16 protein-coding genes and 1 other RNA gene are annotated in these 15,519 nt (G+C 42.6%); 7 read left to right on the plus strand and 10 right to left on the minus strand.

The genetic code is table 11. The annotated features are described in order from the left end of the window. Nucleotides 1–302 precede the first annotated feature (302 nt). Nucleotides 303–2,342 carry a CHAT domain-containing protein gene (locus L6494_RS20800; RefSeq protein WP_237989669.1) on the plus strand — a complete coding sequence of 680 codons (2,040 nt, stop codon included), beginning with the start codon at nt 303–305 and terminating at the stop codon, nt 2,340–2,342. Nucleotides 2,343–2,581: 239 nt separating this feature from the next. Here the strand turns inward: L6494_RS20800 and L6494_RS20805 are convergent, their stop codons facing one another. The 3 genes from L6494_RS20805 to L6494_RS20815 all read right to left on the minus strand — a co-directional run bounded on the left by L6494_RS20805 (nt 2,582) and on the right by L6494_RS20815 (nt 5,617). After that, a complete protein-coding gene (locus L6494_RS20805) occupies nt 2,582–2,926 on the minus strand; it encodes a DUF1815 family protein (protein WP_190702062.1) in 345 nt (114 codons plus the stop codon). An 807-nt stretch (nt 2,927–3,733) separates the two neighbouring features. Continuing rightward, the gene (locus tag L6494_RS20810; RefSeq protein WP_190702065.1) at nt 3,734–3,946 is read right to left on the minus strand and encodes a DUF2839 domain-containing protein; all 213 of its coding nucleotides are present in this window, start codon (nt 3,944–3,946) and stop codon (nt 3,734–3,736) included. 102 nt (nt 3,947–4,048) lie between these two features. Beyond that, nucleotides 4,049–5,617, minus strand: a complete 1,569-nt coding sequence (locus L6494_RS20815; RefSeq protein WP_237989670.1) for a helicase C-terminal domain-containing protein — start codon at nt 5,615–5,617, stop codon at nt 4,049–4,051. 139 nt (nt 5,618–5,756) lie between these two features. Between L6494_RS20815 and L6494_RS20820 the strand changes: the two genes are divergently transcribed. Beyond that, nucleotides 5,757–6,719, plus strand: coding sequence for a M48 family metallopeptidase (locus L6494_RS20820; protein WP_237989671.1), 963 nt, complete (start codon nt 5,757–5,759; stop codon nt 6,717–6,719). A 340-nt stretch (nt 6,720–7,059) separates the two neighbouring features. Next, nucleotides 7,060–7,485: a hypothetical protein gene (locus L6494_RS20825; RefSeq protein WP_237989672.1), complete on the plus strand. Its 426-nt coding sequence runs from the start codon at nt 7,060–7,062 to the stop codon at nt 7,483–7,485. Between the two features lie 71 nt (nt 7,486–7,556). Here L6494_RS20825 and L6494_RS20830 read toward each other — a convergent pair whose 3' ends face one another. After that, the gene (locus L6494_RS20830; RefSeq protein ID WP_237989673.1) at nt 7,557–8,114 is read right to left on the minus strand and encodes a Uma2 family endonuclease; all 558 of its coding nucleotides are present in this window, start codon (nt 8,112–8,114) and stop codon (nt 7,557–7,559) included. Nucleotides 8,115–8,216: 102 nt separating this feature from the next. Here L6494_RS20830 and lysS point away from each other — a divergent pair, with 102 nt between their 5' ends. After that, nucleotides 8,217–9,743, plus strand: a complete 1,527-nt coding sequence (gene lysS, locus L6494_RS20835; RefSeq protein WP_237989674.1) for a lysine--tRNA ligase — start codon at nt 8,217–8,219, stop codon at nt 9,741–9,743. A gap of 129 nt (nt 9,744–9,872) precedes the next feature. On the opposite strand, the gene ssrA is transcribed toward lysS, so the two are convergent. Beyond that, nucleotides 9,873–10,265: a transfer-messenger RNA gene (gene ssrA, locus L6494_RS20840) on the minus strand. A 145-nt stretch (nt 10,266–10,410) separates the two neighbouring features. On the opposite strand from ssrA, the gene L6494_RS20845 reads away from it, so the two are divergent. The 3 genes from L6494_RS20845 (at nt 10,411) to L6494_RS20855 (ending at nt 11,723) form a co-directional block, all read left to right on the plus strand. Beyond that, complete coding sequence (locus L6494_RS20845; RefSeq protein ID WP_237989675.1) at nt 10,411–10,665, plus strand: type II toxin-antitoxin system Phd/YefM family antitoxin; 255 nt, start codon at nt 10,411–10,413, stop codon at nt 10,663–10,665. Then, nucleotides 10,658–10,924, plus strand: coding sequence for a Txe/YoeB family addiction module toxin (locus tag L6494_RS20850; RefSeq protein WP_237989676.1), 267 nt, complete (start codon nt 10,658–10,660; stop codon nt 10,922–10,924). Before L6494_RS20845 ends, L6494_RS20850 begins: the two co-directional genes overlap by 8 nt. Nucleotides 10,925–11,108: 184 nt before the next feature. Beyond that, the gene (locus L6494_RS20855; RefSeq protein WP_237989677.1) at nt 11,109–11,723 is read left to right on the plus strand and encodes a hypothetical protein; all 615 of its coding nucleotides are present in this window, start codon (nt 11,109–11,111) and stop codon (nt 11,721–11,723) included. Between the two features lie 333 nt (nt 11,724–12,056). On the opposite strand, the gene L6494_RS20860 is transcribed toward L6494_RS20855, so the two are convergent. The 5 genes from L6494_RS20860 to atpA form a co-directional block, all read right to left on the minus strand. Continuing rightward, entirely contained in the window at nt 12,057–12,170 is a 114-nt protein-coding gene (locus tag L6494_RS20860) for a F0F1 ATP synthase subunit gamma (protein WP_237989678.1), read from the minus strand. An 8-nt stretch (nt 12,171–12,178) separates the two neighbouring features. Further along, a complete protein-coding gene (locus L6494_RS20865; RefSeq protein ID WP_237989679.1) occupies nt 12,179–12,415 on the minus strand; it encodes a hypothetical protein in 237 nt (78 codons plus the stop codon). After that, entirely contained in the window at nt 12,403–12,795 is a 393-nt protein-coding gene (locus L6494_RS20870; protein WP_237989680.1) for a hypothetical protein, read from the minus strand. The genes L6494_RS20865 and L6494_RS20870 overlap by 13 nt, the downstream gene beginning before the upstream one ends. Nucleotides 12,796–12,836: 41 nt before the next feature. After that, a complete protein-coding gene (locus L6494_RS20875; protein WP_190702096.1) occupies nt 12,837–13,784 on the minus strand; it encodes a F0F1 ATP synthase subunit gamma in 948 nt (315 codons plus the stop codon). A gap of 137 nt (nt 13,785–13,921) precedes the next feature. Further along, nucleotides 13,922–15,442: a F0F1 ATP synthase subunit alpha gene (atpA, locus tag L6494_RS20880; protein ID WP_190702099.1), complete on the minus strand. Its 1,521-nt coding sequence runs from the start codon at nt 15,440–15,442 to the stop codon at nt 13,922–13,924. Nucleotides 15,443–15,519: the final 77 nt, after the last annotated feature.

The raw sequence follows: 15,519 nt of genomic DNA on the forward strand, positions 1-15,519 counted from the left end.
GATGAAAGCTTCTTTATTGCCTTTAGGCTTAAGTCAATTTTGTTGATGAACATGGTAAAATACTCTAATCAGTATAAGATTTAAAAACCTACCCCCGGACTGGGGGAAAGTCTACGCCCGAAAAACCTTGAGGAGATATCACTACGCCCTACTGGGCAAACGTGGTGAGCCTGGGAATCTGTGCAAACAGAATATTAAGGCTGTGAGGTCTTAAGAATCTCCGTACCTTTAGGTCGGAGAGTGTCAAAATATTAATTCCAATGATTAGCATTTACGCTCCCCAATCAAAGGAGTGTTTTTTTATGCGAACTAATCTCCAGTATTTTAAAATTGTAGCTTTACCGTTGCTTCTCCTGCTGAGTTGTGGGACATTAGAACCCAACAATCAACGGGTCACTATTAATGCTCAGGTAAAATCTAACGACCAAGACAAATATTTTATTGAGCAGTTAAATATACAAGCGATCGCCCAATCTCAGCAAGGCCAGTTTCCATCTGCGTTAGCAAAGCTACAGCAAGCTTTAAGTATCAGTAAAACCACAGCATTACCATTTTGGGAAGCTGTCACCTTCAATAACATCGGTAGAGTTCATCAACATCAAGGTGACTATTCCCTAGCACTGCAAGCTTATCTGCAAGCTGTAGTGATTAATCGAGAAATTGGCGATCGCGTAGAGTTAGGTAAAACTTACAGCAATATTGGTCAATTATTCAACATTCAAAAAAAACCAGCGTTAGCAATCTTTTTTTACAAGCATTGTCTGATTAACCGTGAATTAGCACGGTTGCAACCATCTGTTTTCTCTGTACCGCAACCAGATGCTTATAGTATCACTGTAGCTCAGACATACCGACTTTTGGGTGAAAAGTTGCTTAAACAAGGACGTATAGCCGAAGCACAAAGGGCAATTGATTTACTCAAAGTTGAGGAACTGCAAGGATATCTCCAGAATGTCCCCGGTAATCAACGCACTGCTAAAGGTATTGATATTGTCGCAGGCGAAAAACCCGTTAAACAAAAACTTGAGCAGACTTTAGATAATGCAGTAGCACTCGGCAAAGAATTAAACACATTAAGAAAAATACCACCCCAAGCGCGATCGCCACAACAAAAGCAACGTCTCCAGGAGTTGGTGACACAGCAACAGCAACTACTAGAAGCCTTTAATACATTTCTCACCAGTCCAGCTATCACCGCACAACTAGAACAAGTTAGCCGGACTGCTAGGCGGCAAAATTTAGATTTAGAAAGTATTAACGCCCTTAGAGATGATTTAGCCCGATTACCACAAAAATCTGCGATTATCTATCCCTTGGTTCTCAAAGATAGTTTGGAATTGGTACTAGTCACACCAGAATCACCGCCAATTCATCGCACAGTAGCAGTTAGTGATGAAAAACTCAATCAAACTATTACAGCTTTCCGTCAAGCCTTAACAAATCCTAGTCGGGATATTAAAACACCTGCACGCCAATTGCATGACTGGCTGATAAAACCCCTAGAAACAGAACTCAAACAGGCGGGAACGCAAACTATACTCTATGCACCCGATGGAAAGTTACGTTATATCCCATTATCGGCATTATATGATGGGAAACAGTGGTTAGTCGAACGTTTCGGTGTCAATCATATTACAGCAGCTAGTTTGACTAACTTGAACACGCCACGACAACAAGATTTAAGGATTTTAGCGGGTGCTTTTACTCAAGGTAGCTATCAAGTAGCCTTGGGTAATCGCCGCGTCGCTCTTTCGGGTTTACCATTTGCAGGTATAGAAGTAAAAACTTTAGCGTCTACTTTTCCCCAAACCAAAACACTTTTAGATCAGGCTTTTAGTCCTGAAGTTACAGTACCGCAAATGGATGATTACACAATTGTCCATTTGGCGACTCATGCGGCCTTTGTTGTGGGTAAGCCTGAAGATTCATTTATTTTATTTGGGAATGGCGATCGCGTAAATCTCACCAATATTGCTACATGGTCATTACCCAGGGTGGATTTAGTCGTGTTGAGTGCCTGCGAAACTGGTTTAGGTGGTCAGTTAGGCAACGGTCAGGAAATTTTAGGCTTCGGCTACCAAATCCAAAAAACGGGTGCTAAGTCCGCTATTGCATCACTCTGGACTGTAGATGATGGTGGTACTCAAGTCCTTATGAGTTCTTTTTATCACAAATTATCTTCGGGCAATCTCACGAAAGCTAGAGCCTTACAACTAGCCCAAATCGCCTTAATCACAGGAAATTTTCCGGCAAATAACAAAGCCATTTCAGCCCCTAATACTGATAGCTTAAGTCACCCATACTATTGGGCATCTTTTATTTTGATTGGTAATGGCTCATAAAATAATTCGTAATTCGTGACGATGCCGCTACGCTCTAAGTGCAGCTATGCGCAGGCTTTACGTAATTTGTAATTACGCTAGATTCTGCACTTAAAATTCAGACACAGCACAGCATTTAGCTTATTAATTGCTATCGAGCCATAACCAATAATTTTTCATCAAAATCTAATCGATTCTCAATGTGAGCATCGATTATTGGCGATGAGTTGCAATTACACCAACAGAACAAGTAAGTATTTTTAGCCTCTTTTTGCTAAAACCTTACTACCTCCAATAACTTGTGTAGGTTGCTTCACAATATCGGCTAGTTCTTGCAACTGGTTAATAGCTTCCGCACCTTCTAATTTCATCAATTCGCGATCGTCCCGCATCTCTGTCCAGGTGATCCCATAGTCGGATACTAAAAACCGAATCAGGTGATTATTTCCTAGGCTAACCATAAATGAAGCACTGTTCATTTGGTCGCCGCAGGTGTAACAAGATGCAGGATATCCCCGCCGTTCTAGTACAATTGCCAAGGCTTGTAGGTTCATTACCAAGTCTTGGACGAATTGCCGATGTTGATGTGCTAGTCTTAGAAACACTTTTGCCCTCCAGACACCACGGTCATTTGAGTCTCTTTTATATTTTCTTTAGATTTTCTCATCCATTGGTATTGTAAACTATTCATTACAATTACCAGATTAATCATAAGATAGTTAATTAGCTACCTTGGCTTAGGTTAAGAGAAAACTGCATCTGTTGCCGTATCAAACTATTCACTTTGCAAGTTAAGGTTAGCAGGCAGAATTGGTAAAATTAATACTATCTTTACAAAGCTCCGTCTGTTTAGTTTGTCACTGGCAGATTTCGCTCTAAGGTTAACCTAAGTTTGGCATTAGTCAACCACAGAAAAAGTACTGATTGCCACTCATTCGCTTTTTACACCCAATTCCAGTAATGATAACGTCAACAGAGCTATCATGACCTTTGGATGGTTGTAAACGTTACAAATCTCCTATAGATATGAGGCTAGAGAAAGTAGAAAACAGGAAAGATGTTTTTTTGTGTGATTGTTCACACGGCACTCTAGCTCTATCACCTCATGTTTACATCTGGCATGAAGTCCAACATCAGATTTATTTATACTTCCAAATTCCAGTAGGCAAATTTTCCATTAACTCTGTTAGCCAATCATATGGGAGAGTTGAAGTTAGTCACTCTAACGATGGTTATAAATAAATATCAGTTTCAATAGAGGGAGCTTGAAAAATCAAGTAAACCCCCCGATACACAGAGGTTTTAGCTAATTTAATAACTTAGACCAAATCAGTTATCAGTTACCAGGGGTATCGGCGTAGACTTAGACCCAAGGATTTAACTGATAACTGTTTACTGTTCACTGTTCACTGTTAAACTACTTGCCACCAGCCAAACGCCGGCCCGATAAAACGGATAGTCACCCAGATGAAAACTATAATGCCAATACAGAACCAAGTGCCGCGAGTCGTCCACTCCATAAATAGTTCTGCTTGCTTTTTGGTTATCGGGACCCAAGACAAGATACGAGCCTCTTGAGCATATTCTTCTTTTAGTGCTTCTTTGCGACGCTTTGCTTCACCCATAATCAGAAATCCACAATTCGGTGCAGGTTCTCAGTCAATATCAATAGGTATTTTACCTTTACTACGAAACAGATAAACTTCACATTGCTCAACAGTAACTATCTAAACAGAATTGTCTTCATTACCTTGAGCAAACAAACTTGGATCTAGATAGTTCAGACGTGCCAAAGGACTCAGAGCAGCGAGAATTTGAGAACCATAGCTACGGTTGACTACACGACTATCTAGTAAAGCCACAACCCCTTGGCTTTCGCGTACAGGCGCAACTGCCCGTTGTAATTCATTCAATGCGGTGGGTAAGAGGAATAACCGAAACCAATCTTGATGCGATCGCTTGTAGTAAGCTACCCTACCAGCCACGAGGGGATTTTCTAAAGATGGTAGGGGTAAAGTTGCAATAATTAACAATTGGGGTGCAGGCAACACAGCTTGATGTTCTCGCCAAAATTCCCAACCACTGACCAAAATACCATTATCATCCAAACAAGTTTTTTCTACCTGTACCCGTGAACCAAACTCGGCGGCGAGAATTGCTCCAGATTGCGCCTTGAGTGGTACATCTCCCACCAATAAAACTGTCAATCCTGGGGCTGTAGCACTCAAACACAAAAGTGTCCGCACTTTATGAATAAATGCTGCTTGAAATTCTGGTGTATTGGGGAGAGGTAGCTGATAGGGAATATGCAGTTGAATGGCTTCTGATTGGCTATCAGAGGCAAACTTCAAGCAAGTTACATCATCTAACCCCAAGCGTTGCCGAAACAGAGGTGCTTCGGTTTCTGGTTCTAAGGCACTACCAACTAATACCACGGGTTGTCTTTGCCAAATGGGGGCGAGAATACTGCCTAATTCCATTGGCGCGTAATGTAAAGAAAATAAACCTTGACGACGGGCAATAGTTGACCAAAAAAGCGGCGGGGGTGACGCAATGGGGAGATTGGCAGAATTATCGTTGAGTTTTGAGAACTGCTGACAAAATTCTTTCCAGATGGTTGGTATACCCTCAACAGATTCTAAAACTCCACAGAGACGGGTTAAGATATCCGCTTCTGATTGAGCAATCAAATAACATTCGTAGGGATTAGCCGGATGCTGGAATATTTCGTGGGTGAGTTCCGCCCATGCAGAACGAACTGCATCAACTTCACGAGGACAAGCAAGGATGAGTTGATCCCAGTCTTGGGGTTGAATTGTTTGGGTAAGCTGATGACGTACCCAATCTTCCAAATCATCGACACCATCAATAATGGTAGGAATGCCTGGGGGAAAATTATCACTAGATGTTAACTGACCCTTTAACCAAGCTTCTGGGGAGGTCAGAAGTAGCCCTTGGAACTCAGAATCAGGCCAAGCGTCACCTGTTCTGATTGGTTTGTTAACTTGTAGCCATTGCTGTAAGCGGGGAATTTCCACTCGCAGTAGACGTTGCTGTACTGCTTCTGTGGCAACAATAATTACAGACCCGTGCCACATTAAAGCAGAGGCAATAAAACTAGTGCGATACCGCCCTTGGTAGCCACAAACCGCCCCTACTTGAATTAAAGCACTCCTGCCTACGCGCAAGGCGCGTGCTACCAACCGAGCCATCGTTAAATGATGGGGCCAGGAAGGGAAACCCGCCTGCGATCGCAGGAAGTTATGTAATGACAAATGAACTTCTGCCTCAATCACACGCTTTTAATCCCATACAAAGTGACTGTTTGAGCCAATAGCCCCACTTCTATTATGTTGTCAGTTGTGGGTTGTTAGTTCTTCTGCCTGCTACTGACTGCTAACAATGGTTAATACTCACCGACTATCATCCTGAATTATGCCAACTTACACAGGAATTTCCAGCGAAGCCTTTAGGCATCCGCTAGATCGCCAAGCCGAGCAAGCTTTACGCAATTTACCAGGATTTGATTTAATTGCTCGTAAATTTGTGGAATTTGTTTACGAACGCCCTCAGTTAGTCTATCTAATGGGCAACACCATCCAAGTCGGGCCGCGTCAATATTCCACTATTTACCAGATGTTTCGTGAATGTGTGCGGGATTTAGATATTTATCCAGAACCAGCACTTTTTGTTGAACAAAATCCCCAAGCCAATAGCTATGCCTTGGGTCAAGAGCATCCTTACATAGTCATAAATACAGGGATACTAGACTTACTTAATGAAGCCGAAATTAGGGCGGTGTTAGCCCATGAACTGGGACATATTAAATGTGGTCATACTATTTTAATTCAAATGGCGATGTGGGCGATGAGTGCTGCGTCTGTTATCGGTGAATTAACCTTTGGTATTGGCAATTTTGTTACTCAAGCCTTAATTTACGCGTTTTTTGAATGGCGGCGTAAAGCTGAGTTATCAGCAGACCGAGCAGCATTGTTAGTGATTGATGATCTAGATACCGTGATGTCTTCCATGATGAAACTATCTGGCGGTAGTAACAAATATGCCAATGAATGTAGTTTAAAAGAGTTTATCAAACAGTCAGAGAACTATCAGGCACTGGATGAAGATGGACTAAATCAAGTGTATAAATTCTTAATATACAACGGCGCACAAGGGATGATGCTGACTCATCCTTTCCCAGTGGAGAGAGTGCAATATTTACGACAATGGGCAACATCATCAGAATATCAAGAAATTCGCCGAGGTAATTATCAGCGATCGCCTGCTGCTGGTGCAGTCAATGTCAATGCCCAAACCTCAGACACTGAAGCAGAAGCTTTACGCCGCAAAATTGAAGAATTACAACGAGAAATTGACAAACGGAAACAATCTGAGTGAGTAATGTTAGCGGTAGCGCGGCGTTTAGCCGGGGGTGAAAAATTCTCCCCAATCTCCAATCCCCAATCCCGACAAAAACGGTTGTCTAAGAGACTCCGTTTTTTTCGTATCAGGTGTAGCCTCAGCATTAGAGATGATTTTCAAACTGATGAAAACGAAAAATCAACAATTGGGCTAAGAGTGCAGGTATTTACTACCCGTATACCCTTACACCCTTTCACAACGAAAAGTTTTGTTGCATAAGTCTTGATACCTGCCAGAGTGGGAAAATCTCAAATGTGACTCCTAACAGCACAAGTTACACAACCAACATCCAAATTTTGCCTAGGAACTGCTAATCATGGCAATTAACACTCCCAAATGGCGGCTACCTTTATTCGCTATTATTCTCGTTGTTTTTCTCCTCATGCCGGGTATTGCTTCAGCAGCACCTTTTGGGTTTAATTATCCTGCTGCTAAGGCGATTATTGACCCTGCTGGTCATATCGTCACTGATTACCCTAACTTGTCGGAACTAGATTTAACTCCCATGCAGCGTCAACAACTCCAAGGGATGCTGCAACGACGTAATAAAGAAATGGCAGAAGTTTTAACTTCTTCTCAACGTACCGAACTCCAACATCAACTGCATTCTGGGCATAGTTTACTTCAAGCATTGCTCAAACTAGATTTGCAGCCAGAACAAGAACACCTAATTAAAGCTATAGAGCAATTTACCAACTTGAAAATCAAAGCAGCGTTAACGCGATATTCTCTAATTAATTAAAACCTGACACTGATTCAACAAAATAGCGATCGCTTTCTGTATGATGGAGGCGATCGCTTCACTTCATCAAATTAGGGAAATAACTGGCTAATCTCAACTTCCATCTCTGGAAAAGCAATCAAAGATAACGTTGCATTCTCCCCTAAGATAAATTCTTGCTTGTAAGTCCCCGCACTTGGTTCGCGGAAAACATAAACCTGAAATTTATTTACGTCTAAAATCCAGTATTCAGTAATGCCCGCTTGAGCATAAAGAGGTGTTTTTTGTCTACGATCTGTCTCTAGCGTTGTATCCGCTACCTCAACTAATAGAAATACTTCCTGTGATGTAGGGTGGTGGTCAATGTATTTTCGCGGATCGATGCGAACAATGGCAATATCCGGCTCAGGTTCAGAATATTGGCTTAACTGAATGGGATCTTGTACACGAACTAGGGCTACTTCCGCCAACAGCCGCTTGAGATAATCAGAAGCACACAGGGTAGTGGCTGCGTGGGGAGGATTTTTAGCACTCATCGGAATTACTTGCCCTGCAATCAGTTCTACCCGTTCATCGGCGGCAATAATACCCGTTGCCAACATCCGGTGATATTCGTCTACATTCCACAAGCGTACTTTGGTTTGTGTCATAGTATTTTAATTGTAGCGATCGCACTATCAAGGACAAAAATCTCTTACTGTCCACTTTTACAGCATCTATAATTAATCTTGCCCTCTGAATAGTTCGTTACCATGTCGGAAGAAGATATCCGTGCCGCTAGGCTGGAGAAAGTAGAACAACTCAAGCAGCTAGGGACAAATCCTTACGCTTACCGTTGGGAATCTACCCACCACGCCGCCCAATTGCAAGAAAAATTTGCCGATTTACCCAGTGGTGAAGAAGTTGATGTAGAAGTCGCCATTGCTGGACGCATTATGGCGCGTCGTGTTTTCGGTAAGTTGGCTTTCTTCACCTTGCAAGATGAAACAGGCACAATTCAAATTTACCTGGATAAAAATCGTATTCAAGAAAGCATGGCAGATGTTGATGCTGATGCTTTTAATCACCTCAAACAACTCACAGATGCAGGCGACATCCTAGGAGTCACAGGTACAATTAAACGGACTGAAAAGGGCGAGTTATCGGTCTACGTCAAACAATACACCATCCTCACCAAATCCCTCCTGCCCCTACCCGACAAGTGGCACGGATTAACGGATGTTGCTAAACGCTACCGTCAACGCTACGTTGATTTGATTGTTAACCCCGAAGTCCGGCAAACCTTCCGCCGTCGCGCCCAAATTACGGCAGGTATTCGCCGCTATTTAGAACAGAGGGATTTCCTAGAAATTGAAACCCCAGTATTGCAAAGTGAAGCCGGCGGTGCAGATGCCCGTCCCTTTGTCACCTATCACAACACCCTAGAAATGGAACTGTATCTGCGAATAGCTACAGAACTCCATTTAAAGCGGTTAATTGTTGGTGGTTTTGAAAAAGTCTTTGAATTGGGGCGCATTTTCCGCAACGAGGGAATTTCTACCCGCCATAACCCTGAATTTACCTCAATTGAAGTTTACCAAGCCTACGCTGACTACAACGATATGATGGCGTTGACGGAAGGCATTATTACCACCGTTGCCCAAGAAGTTCTCGGTACGTTGCAAATTACCTACCAAGGAGAAAGTATAGATTTAACACCACCTTGGCGACGGGTGACAATGCACGATGTAGTCAAAGAATATACAGGTTTAGATTTCAATTCTTTCTCAAGTTTGGAAGAAGCGAAAGCCGCAAGTAAAAATGCTGGAATTCCTGGTGTAGATGAAGCCCAAACTATAGGTAAAATACTGAATTTAGCCTTTGAAGAAAAGGTAGAAACCAACTTAATTCAGCCTACTTTTGTGATTGACTACCCCGTAGAAATTTCACCTCTAGCTAAACCTCACCGTTCTCAACCTGGCTTAGTAGAACGGTTTGAATTATTTATGGTCGGACGGGAGACGGCTAACAGTTTCTCAGAGTTAACAGACCCCATCGACCAAAGACAACGCCTAGAAGCCCAAGCTGAAAAAAAAGCAGCCGGTGACTTAGAAGCCCAAGGCGTAGATGAAGACTTCCTCACCGCTTTAGAATATGGTATGCCCCCCACAGGCGGTTTAGGTATTGGGATTGATCGATTGGTAATGTTATTAACCGATTCTGCCAGTATTCGGGATGTAATTGCATTTCCCTTACTCAAACCAGAAAAATCAGAAGCATCCCCAGAACCAGCAAGTTAAACCCCACAAAAAATCCCACTCCGCGTTCCTACCCTGCGGGAACGCCTAACGGCGCACGCGTAAACCTCCGCGCCACTTTGCATTTAAAAAACAAAATCCACCTAGTTTTAGGTGGATTTTTAGTTATTTTAGTGGATCCGAGCAGAGTCGAACTGCTGTCCAAATTGGGTATTGACCCCCCACTCGTTCACAGGTTTAGCCTTTCTGACCCTCAAGGCGGGAATCGTTCATTATCCCGAACGTAGGATACTCTGATTGAATCTTAGCTAGCAAGCTAACCAGAGAACACTTGCTAGAGCGTCCGTTGGGGGTTGGTCTCTAATCTTTAACGGAGTCAGACTAAAGACGCTCGAACCTTTGAGAGGTTTTTAGGCAACTGCTACTGTAGCAGGCTTACGAGCAAAGTTAACGATGTTATTCGCATTTACTTTTTTTTTGAGCCTTTGATTTGCGAGAGACGACTCACTCTCGACCTGAATCATAGAGTAGCGTTCGCCAACCTGTCGAAACCGTTACGGACCCATGTCTCTATACCTTAATTATAATACGCGATTTTACAGTTGTGGGTAAATAAGGTTGAAATTCTAGAGAAAAGCGATCGCCTCCAGAAATAAATATATTTTGGATTTGTTATACTTGTACAATAAACAGTACAAGAATCAAGCAAATGAAAATCGTCTCATTTAGCGAAGCGAGAAATAACCTCAAGGCTGTTTTAGATCGAGTGGTAGAAGATACCGACTATACAATCATCACCAGACGGGATGCGGAGGATACTGTGGTGATGTCACTAGAGTTATTTAATAGTTTGCTGGAAACTGTTCATTTGCTAAATTCTCCCGCTAATGCTGCCCATTTGGAGCGTTCTATTGCTCAGTTCAAGCAAGGGAAAGTAGTGGAGCGAGATTTGTTGGATGACTAGAAAGCTAGCATGGACGAATGAGGCTTGGAATGATTATTTATATTGGCAAGAGCAAGACAAGAAAACATTAAAACGAATTAACAAGCTGATTGAAGCAACAATCCGACTACCGTTTGAGGGTATCGGTAAGCCAGAAGCACTGAGGGAAAATCTAGCTGGCTTTTGGTCGCGGCGAATTGATCACACGAATCGGTTGGTTTATGCGGTGGATGATGAGTATTTAACGATTATTGCTTGTCGATACCACTATTCTGATTGACAGTAAACCCCGGTAATCCATATGTTTCAATCCCTGATAGGTATTGAATCCTTGCAAACAAGGCGCGATCGCGAAAAGGAACATCCTCTGTAGGGAATTTCACACAATTTGCTCCCCCTGTAAGCACTAGTCCGAATTTTTTACTGCTATTCTGTTTTCACTGGATAAAAAAAATTAGTATTTTATGGATTGGAACAGTTTATCATCAGGTTTAGTAGGCAGCCTTATAGGAGTTATTCTTAGCTCTTTTTTATCTTATTTTAAGACTGTAAGAGAAGCTAGGAACTTACGAATAATGCTTTCTAGAGAAATAGAAGAAAATATGTTTATATTATCTCAAGCTTATGCTAACGCTAAGACTGTATTTATCACGGATTTAGATTTTCCAAATTTCAATTTTTTAATTTGGGATTTAACTTCTATTAACGCACCTTCATTTTTACATAAAAATGAAATAGATCAAGTTAGTGTCTTTTATAGGAAATTAAGAGAAATTTCAGAAATTAAAAAGAACCTGAAGAACGCCGAGCCTCAAGTCAAAGCAGGAATTATTAAATTTTTTGTCGAGGAAGGGTCTAAACTAGGTAAGGGTTTCAATCCTGTAGGAAAGCAAAATCTAAATTTTCTAAATTATTATTTTCTTATTTCTAAAAAAATAGGAAATACATTAGGAGAAGGTAATTATCATTATGTTTACCCTCAAGGTATTTATTTTGATGACAACTACGATAATATGCCTTATATAAAGAGAATGATAAAAAAAACTAAAAAAATAATTTACCAAATATGGTACAAATAAAACAATATTCTTTTCAATTGTAGCTTGCAATTATTTATTTCTATAGCTACGTTTGCACCTATTCTTTTGTGCTGTATTTCACTTACCCTAAGGTTCAAATGTGACCCACTGAGATGCCCTATAGAAGCCTTGTTTTGGCTTTTAAATGCTATTTAATCGAGTCTTGAATGCCTTACCGTCGGTGCATTCCGCTTCTATGTCGTGATAGATCACTTTTCCGACTTCTGAGCAAACCGAAACTAAAATCCCATTACCAAAAACGCAAATAGCTAATTGCTAGTTTTAAACTCACCAGCAATTAGCTATTAATTATAGTTAGCAATTGACTTTTTCCTACCCCAGTGCTTCTGCACCACCAACAACCTCAAGCAGTTCTTGATTAATTGCTGCTTGGCGGACTTTGTTGTAAAACAAGGAAAGATTTACGCATCTGTCCGTCTGATACATTAGAGTTGTTAACCAACTGGTTGCATTGAACTTATTTGCCCTAACTCAACACTCACAGCATCAAAGCGATCGTCTCCTGGATGGTAGGACAAAACTTCTATACCAATTGGCTCGCCACTCACCCCATCTTTGATCAAAATCACCCCGTCTCCAAGCTCAGTAGCAATTTGGTTTTTTCTGGGAACTTGCCAAAATACACTTAATAGCTCTGTTTCTGGTTCGTAAAACACCTTTATTTGAGCCACACTGTTTCGCCCTCCTTAATTGCATCGGTTTGGTAGGCTGTAATTAGGAATCCATCTCCATTTAAGCGTCGCGCCACCGCAACAACCCAACGTTTTTCTTTTCTTGCGCGATAAAATAATAATACTTCTGCATCTCGGCTACTGCGTCGAATTTCGTCCGGTGCAGCAAGAGCTGATTGAATTAGCTGCTCCAACTCCTCTATATCAGGATGCTTGATGATCAATCGTTGCCAATACTCTTCGGATGTTCTCACGGTAAAGCCAAGCGGCGTAGAAATTTCAAACTTCATGGAAATGCTAGCACTACAACGAGTCGTATCAAATTTGTTTGTCGCATATGCCCAAAACCAAAAATAGCTAATTGCTAGTTTTGAATTCACCAGCAATTAGCTATTTATCACAGTTAGCAATTGACTTTTTCCTAAGTTAAGGCTTCTGCACCACCAACAACCTCAAGGAGTTCTTGAGTAATTGCGGCTTGACGGGCTTTGTTGTAAGACAACGATAGGGACTTAATCAATTCACCAGCGTTATCACTGGCGTTGCTCATTGCTGTCATCCGTGCTGCTAGTTCACTAGCGGCAGATTCTTGTAATGCCCGTAAGAGTTGATTACTCAAATATAAAGGCAGCAAGGAATCCAGAATTTGTACTGGGTCTTGCTCAAAAATCATGTCACGGGGTAAGGGACGGACTTGATTAGCCACGCTCTGACGTTCAACTTCAAACTGACCGCCACGGGTTGTCAAGCGGAAAATTTCGTCATCGGCTGCTTCTAAACCTTGGGGGTCAAGAGGTAGCAAAGTTTGAACCACAGGACGAGAACTAACTAAGGACACAAACCGAGTGTAGATTAACTCGATGCGGTCTACCTTTTCGGAAAGGAACAAAGACAGCAACTCGTCAGCAATCTTAGTTGCTTCGTCGGCGGTGGGAATTTGTTCTAAGCCTGTATAGCTAGCGTCAATTGGTTGGTCGCGGCGTTGGAAGTATTGAGTAGCTTTACGTCCAACAATCACAAATGTGTAGTCTACACCTTCTGCCTTTAGTTCCTTGGTGCGGTTTTCGGCACGACGGATGACGTTACTATTGTAGCCGCCACACAGACCGCGATCGCCTGAAATTACCAACAACCCTACTGATTTCACTTCCCGTTTTTTCAGGAGTGGGAGGTTGGCTTCTTCAAAGCGCAAACGGGTTTGTAGTCCATAAAGCACTTGCGCCAGTCTATCAGCGAAGGGGCGAGTGGATAGCACTTGTTCTTGCGCTCTCCGCACTCTCGCCGCCGCTACTAGGCGCATGGCTTCTGTAATTTTTTTGGTGTTCTTGACCGACTGAATGCGATCGCGTATTGATTTAAGATTAGGCATATTCTTTTAAGTTCCGAGTCCTGAGTTCTCAGTCCTGAGTGGCAGAATGTTTTGAATGCCAAGCTTGGTAGGAATTTTCTGATAACTCTCACTTCCTCTCTGTTCTCAGCACTCAACACTCAGCACTCAGCACTGTCTTACGCTGTCGCTTTGAAGGTCTTTTTGTAGTCGTCTAAAGCTGCCTTCAATGCACTTTCTTCATCATCAGCCAGCACTTTTTTGCTTTGTACTGATTGATAGTAAGGGTTAACACCTGACTTCAGGTAGTCTCTAAAGCCCTTGGTGAAGGTGGTGACTTTATCAACAGCAATGTCATCTAAGTAACCGTTGATACCAGCGTACAGAATCGCTACTTGTTCAGCTACGGACAAGGGTTCATTTTGGGACTGTTTAAGTAGTTCCCGTAAACGTTGACCTCTTGCCAACTGGTCTTGGGTAGCTTTATCTAAGTCAGAAGCAAATTGCGCGAAGGCTTGGAGGTCGTCAAACTGTGCCAATTCCAGTTTAATCTTACCAGCTACTTTCTTCATCGCTTTGGTTTGTGCCGCAGAACCTACACGGGATACGGAAATACCGGGGTTCACTGCTGGACGCACACCAGCGTTAAACAAGTCAGAAGACAAGAAAATCTGACCGTCGGTGATGGAAATTACGTTGGTAGGAATGTATGCGGAAACGTCACCAGCTTGGGTTTCGATGATGGGTAGTGCGGTCATGCTACCTTTGCCCAATTCGTCGCTGAGTTTAGCAGCGCGTTCCAACAAGCGGGAGTGAATGTAGAATACGTCTCCGGGGTAAGCTTCCCGTCCGGGTGGACGACGTAGCAGCAAGGACATTTGGCGATAAGCTTGTGCTTGCTTGGATAAATCGTCGTAAATTACCAGGGTGGCTTTGCCTTTGTACATAAAGTACTCAGCAATGGTAGCACCGGTGTAAGGAGCTAGGTATTGTAATGTAGCGGGTTCACTGGCACTAGCTGCAACAACTACGGTGTAGTCCATTGCGCCTTTTTCTTGCAGGGTTTGGACTACGTTAGCAACGGTGGAAGCTTTTTGACCAATGGCGACGTAGACGCAAACTACATCTTCACCTTTTTGGTTAATGATAGTGTCAATAGCGATCGCAGTTTTACCTGTCTGACGGTCGCCAATGATTAATTCCCGTTGACCACGACCGATGGGAATCATGGAGTCGATAGCGGTGATACCGGTTTGCATCGGTTCGTGTACAGAACGACGAGCAATAATACCGGGTGCTGGAGATTCAATCAAACGGTTTTCGCTGGCTTTGATATCGCCTTTACCATCGATGGGACGACCTAAAGCATCGACAACGCGACCAACTAAGGCTTCGCCTACACCGATTTGGGCGATTCTACCAGTAGCGGTGACACTGCTACCTTCTTGAATTGCGCGACCTTCACCCATCAACACCGCACCAACGTTATCTTCTTCCAAGTTTTGGGCGATACCGATAGTGCCGTCTTCAAATTCCAACAATTCCCCCGCCATGGCCTTTTCTAGACCATAAATCCGGGCAATACCGTCACCAACTTGCAGAACAGTTCCTACGTTAGCAACTTTGACTTCTTGGTCGTATTGCTCGATTTGCTGTTGAATAATGTTACTAATTTCGTCGGGTCTAATTGATATGCTCATGGTGTATCTTTTTTTCTTGCAAGACGGCAGAATTTGATAGTAATCAGTAGAGTGGTGAGTAGTGAGTGGTGAGTGCT

It is taken from the genome of Nostoc sp. UHCC 0870, from assembly GCF_022063185.1.
Classification (GTDB): domain Bacteria; phylum Cyanobacteriota; class Cyanobacteriia; order Cyanobacteriales; family Nostocaceae; genus Trichormus.

Bases quoted from the DNA above. Each gene is read 5' to 3' on its own strand.
- L6494_RS20845 (WP_237989675.1), top strand. From the start codon at position 10,411: ATGAAAATCGTCTCATTTAGCGAAGCGAGAAATAACCTCAAGGCTGTT.
- atpA (WP_190702099.1), bottom strand. From the start codon at position 15,442: ATGAGCATATCAATTAGACCCGACGAAATTAGTAACATTATTCAACAG.
- L6494_RS20820 (WP_237989671.1), top strand. From the start codon at position 5,757: ATGCCAACTTACACAGGAATTTCCAGCGAAGCCTTTAGGCATCCGCTA.
- L6494_RS20860 (WP_237989678.1), bottom strand. From the start codon at position 12,170: ATGTATCAGACGGACAGATGCGTAAATCTTTCCTTGTTTTACAACAAA.
- L6494_RS20830 (WP_237989673.1), bottom strand. From the start codon at position 8,114: ATGACACAAACCAAAGTACGCTTGTGGAATGTAGACGAATATCACCGG.
- lysS (WP_237989674.1), top strand. From the start codon at position 8,217: ATGTCGGAAGAAGATATCCGTGCCGCTAGGCTGGAGAAAGTAGAACAA.
- L6494_RS20855 (WP_237989677.1), top strand. From the start codon at position 11,109: ATGGATTGGAACAGTTTATCATCAGGTTTAGTAGGCAGCCTTATAGGA.
- L6494_RS20800 (WP_237989669.1), top strand. From the start codon at position 303: ATGCGAACTAATCTCCAGTATTTTAAAATTGTAGCTTTACCGTTGCTT.
- L6494_RS20850 (WP_237989676.1), top strand. From the start codon at position 10,658: ATGACTAGAAAGCTAGCATGGACGAATGAGGCTTGGAATGATTATTTA.
- L6494_RS20875 (WP_190702096.1), bottom strand. From the start codon at position 13,784: ATGCCTAATCTTAAATCAATACGCGATCGCATTCAGTCGGTCAAGAAC.
- L6494_RS20810 (WP_190702065.1), bottom strand. From the start codon at position 3,946: ATGGGTGAAGCAAAGCGTCGCAAAGAAGCACTAAAAGAAGAATATGCT.
- L6494_RS20825 (WP_237989672.1), top strand. From the start codon at position 7,060: ATGGCAATTAACACTCCCAAATGGCGGCTACCTTTATTCGCTATTATT.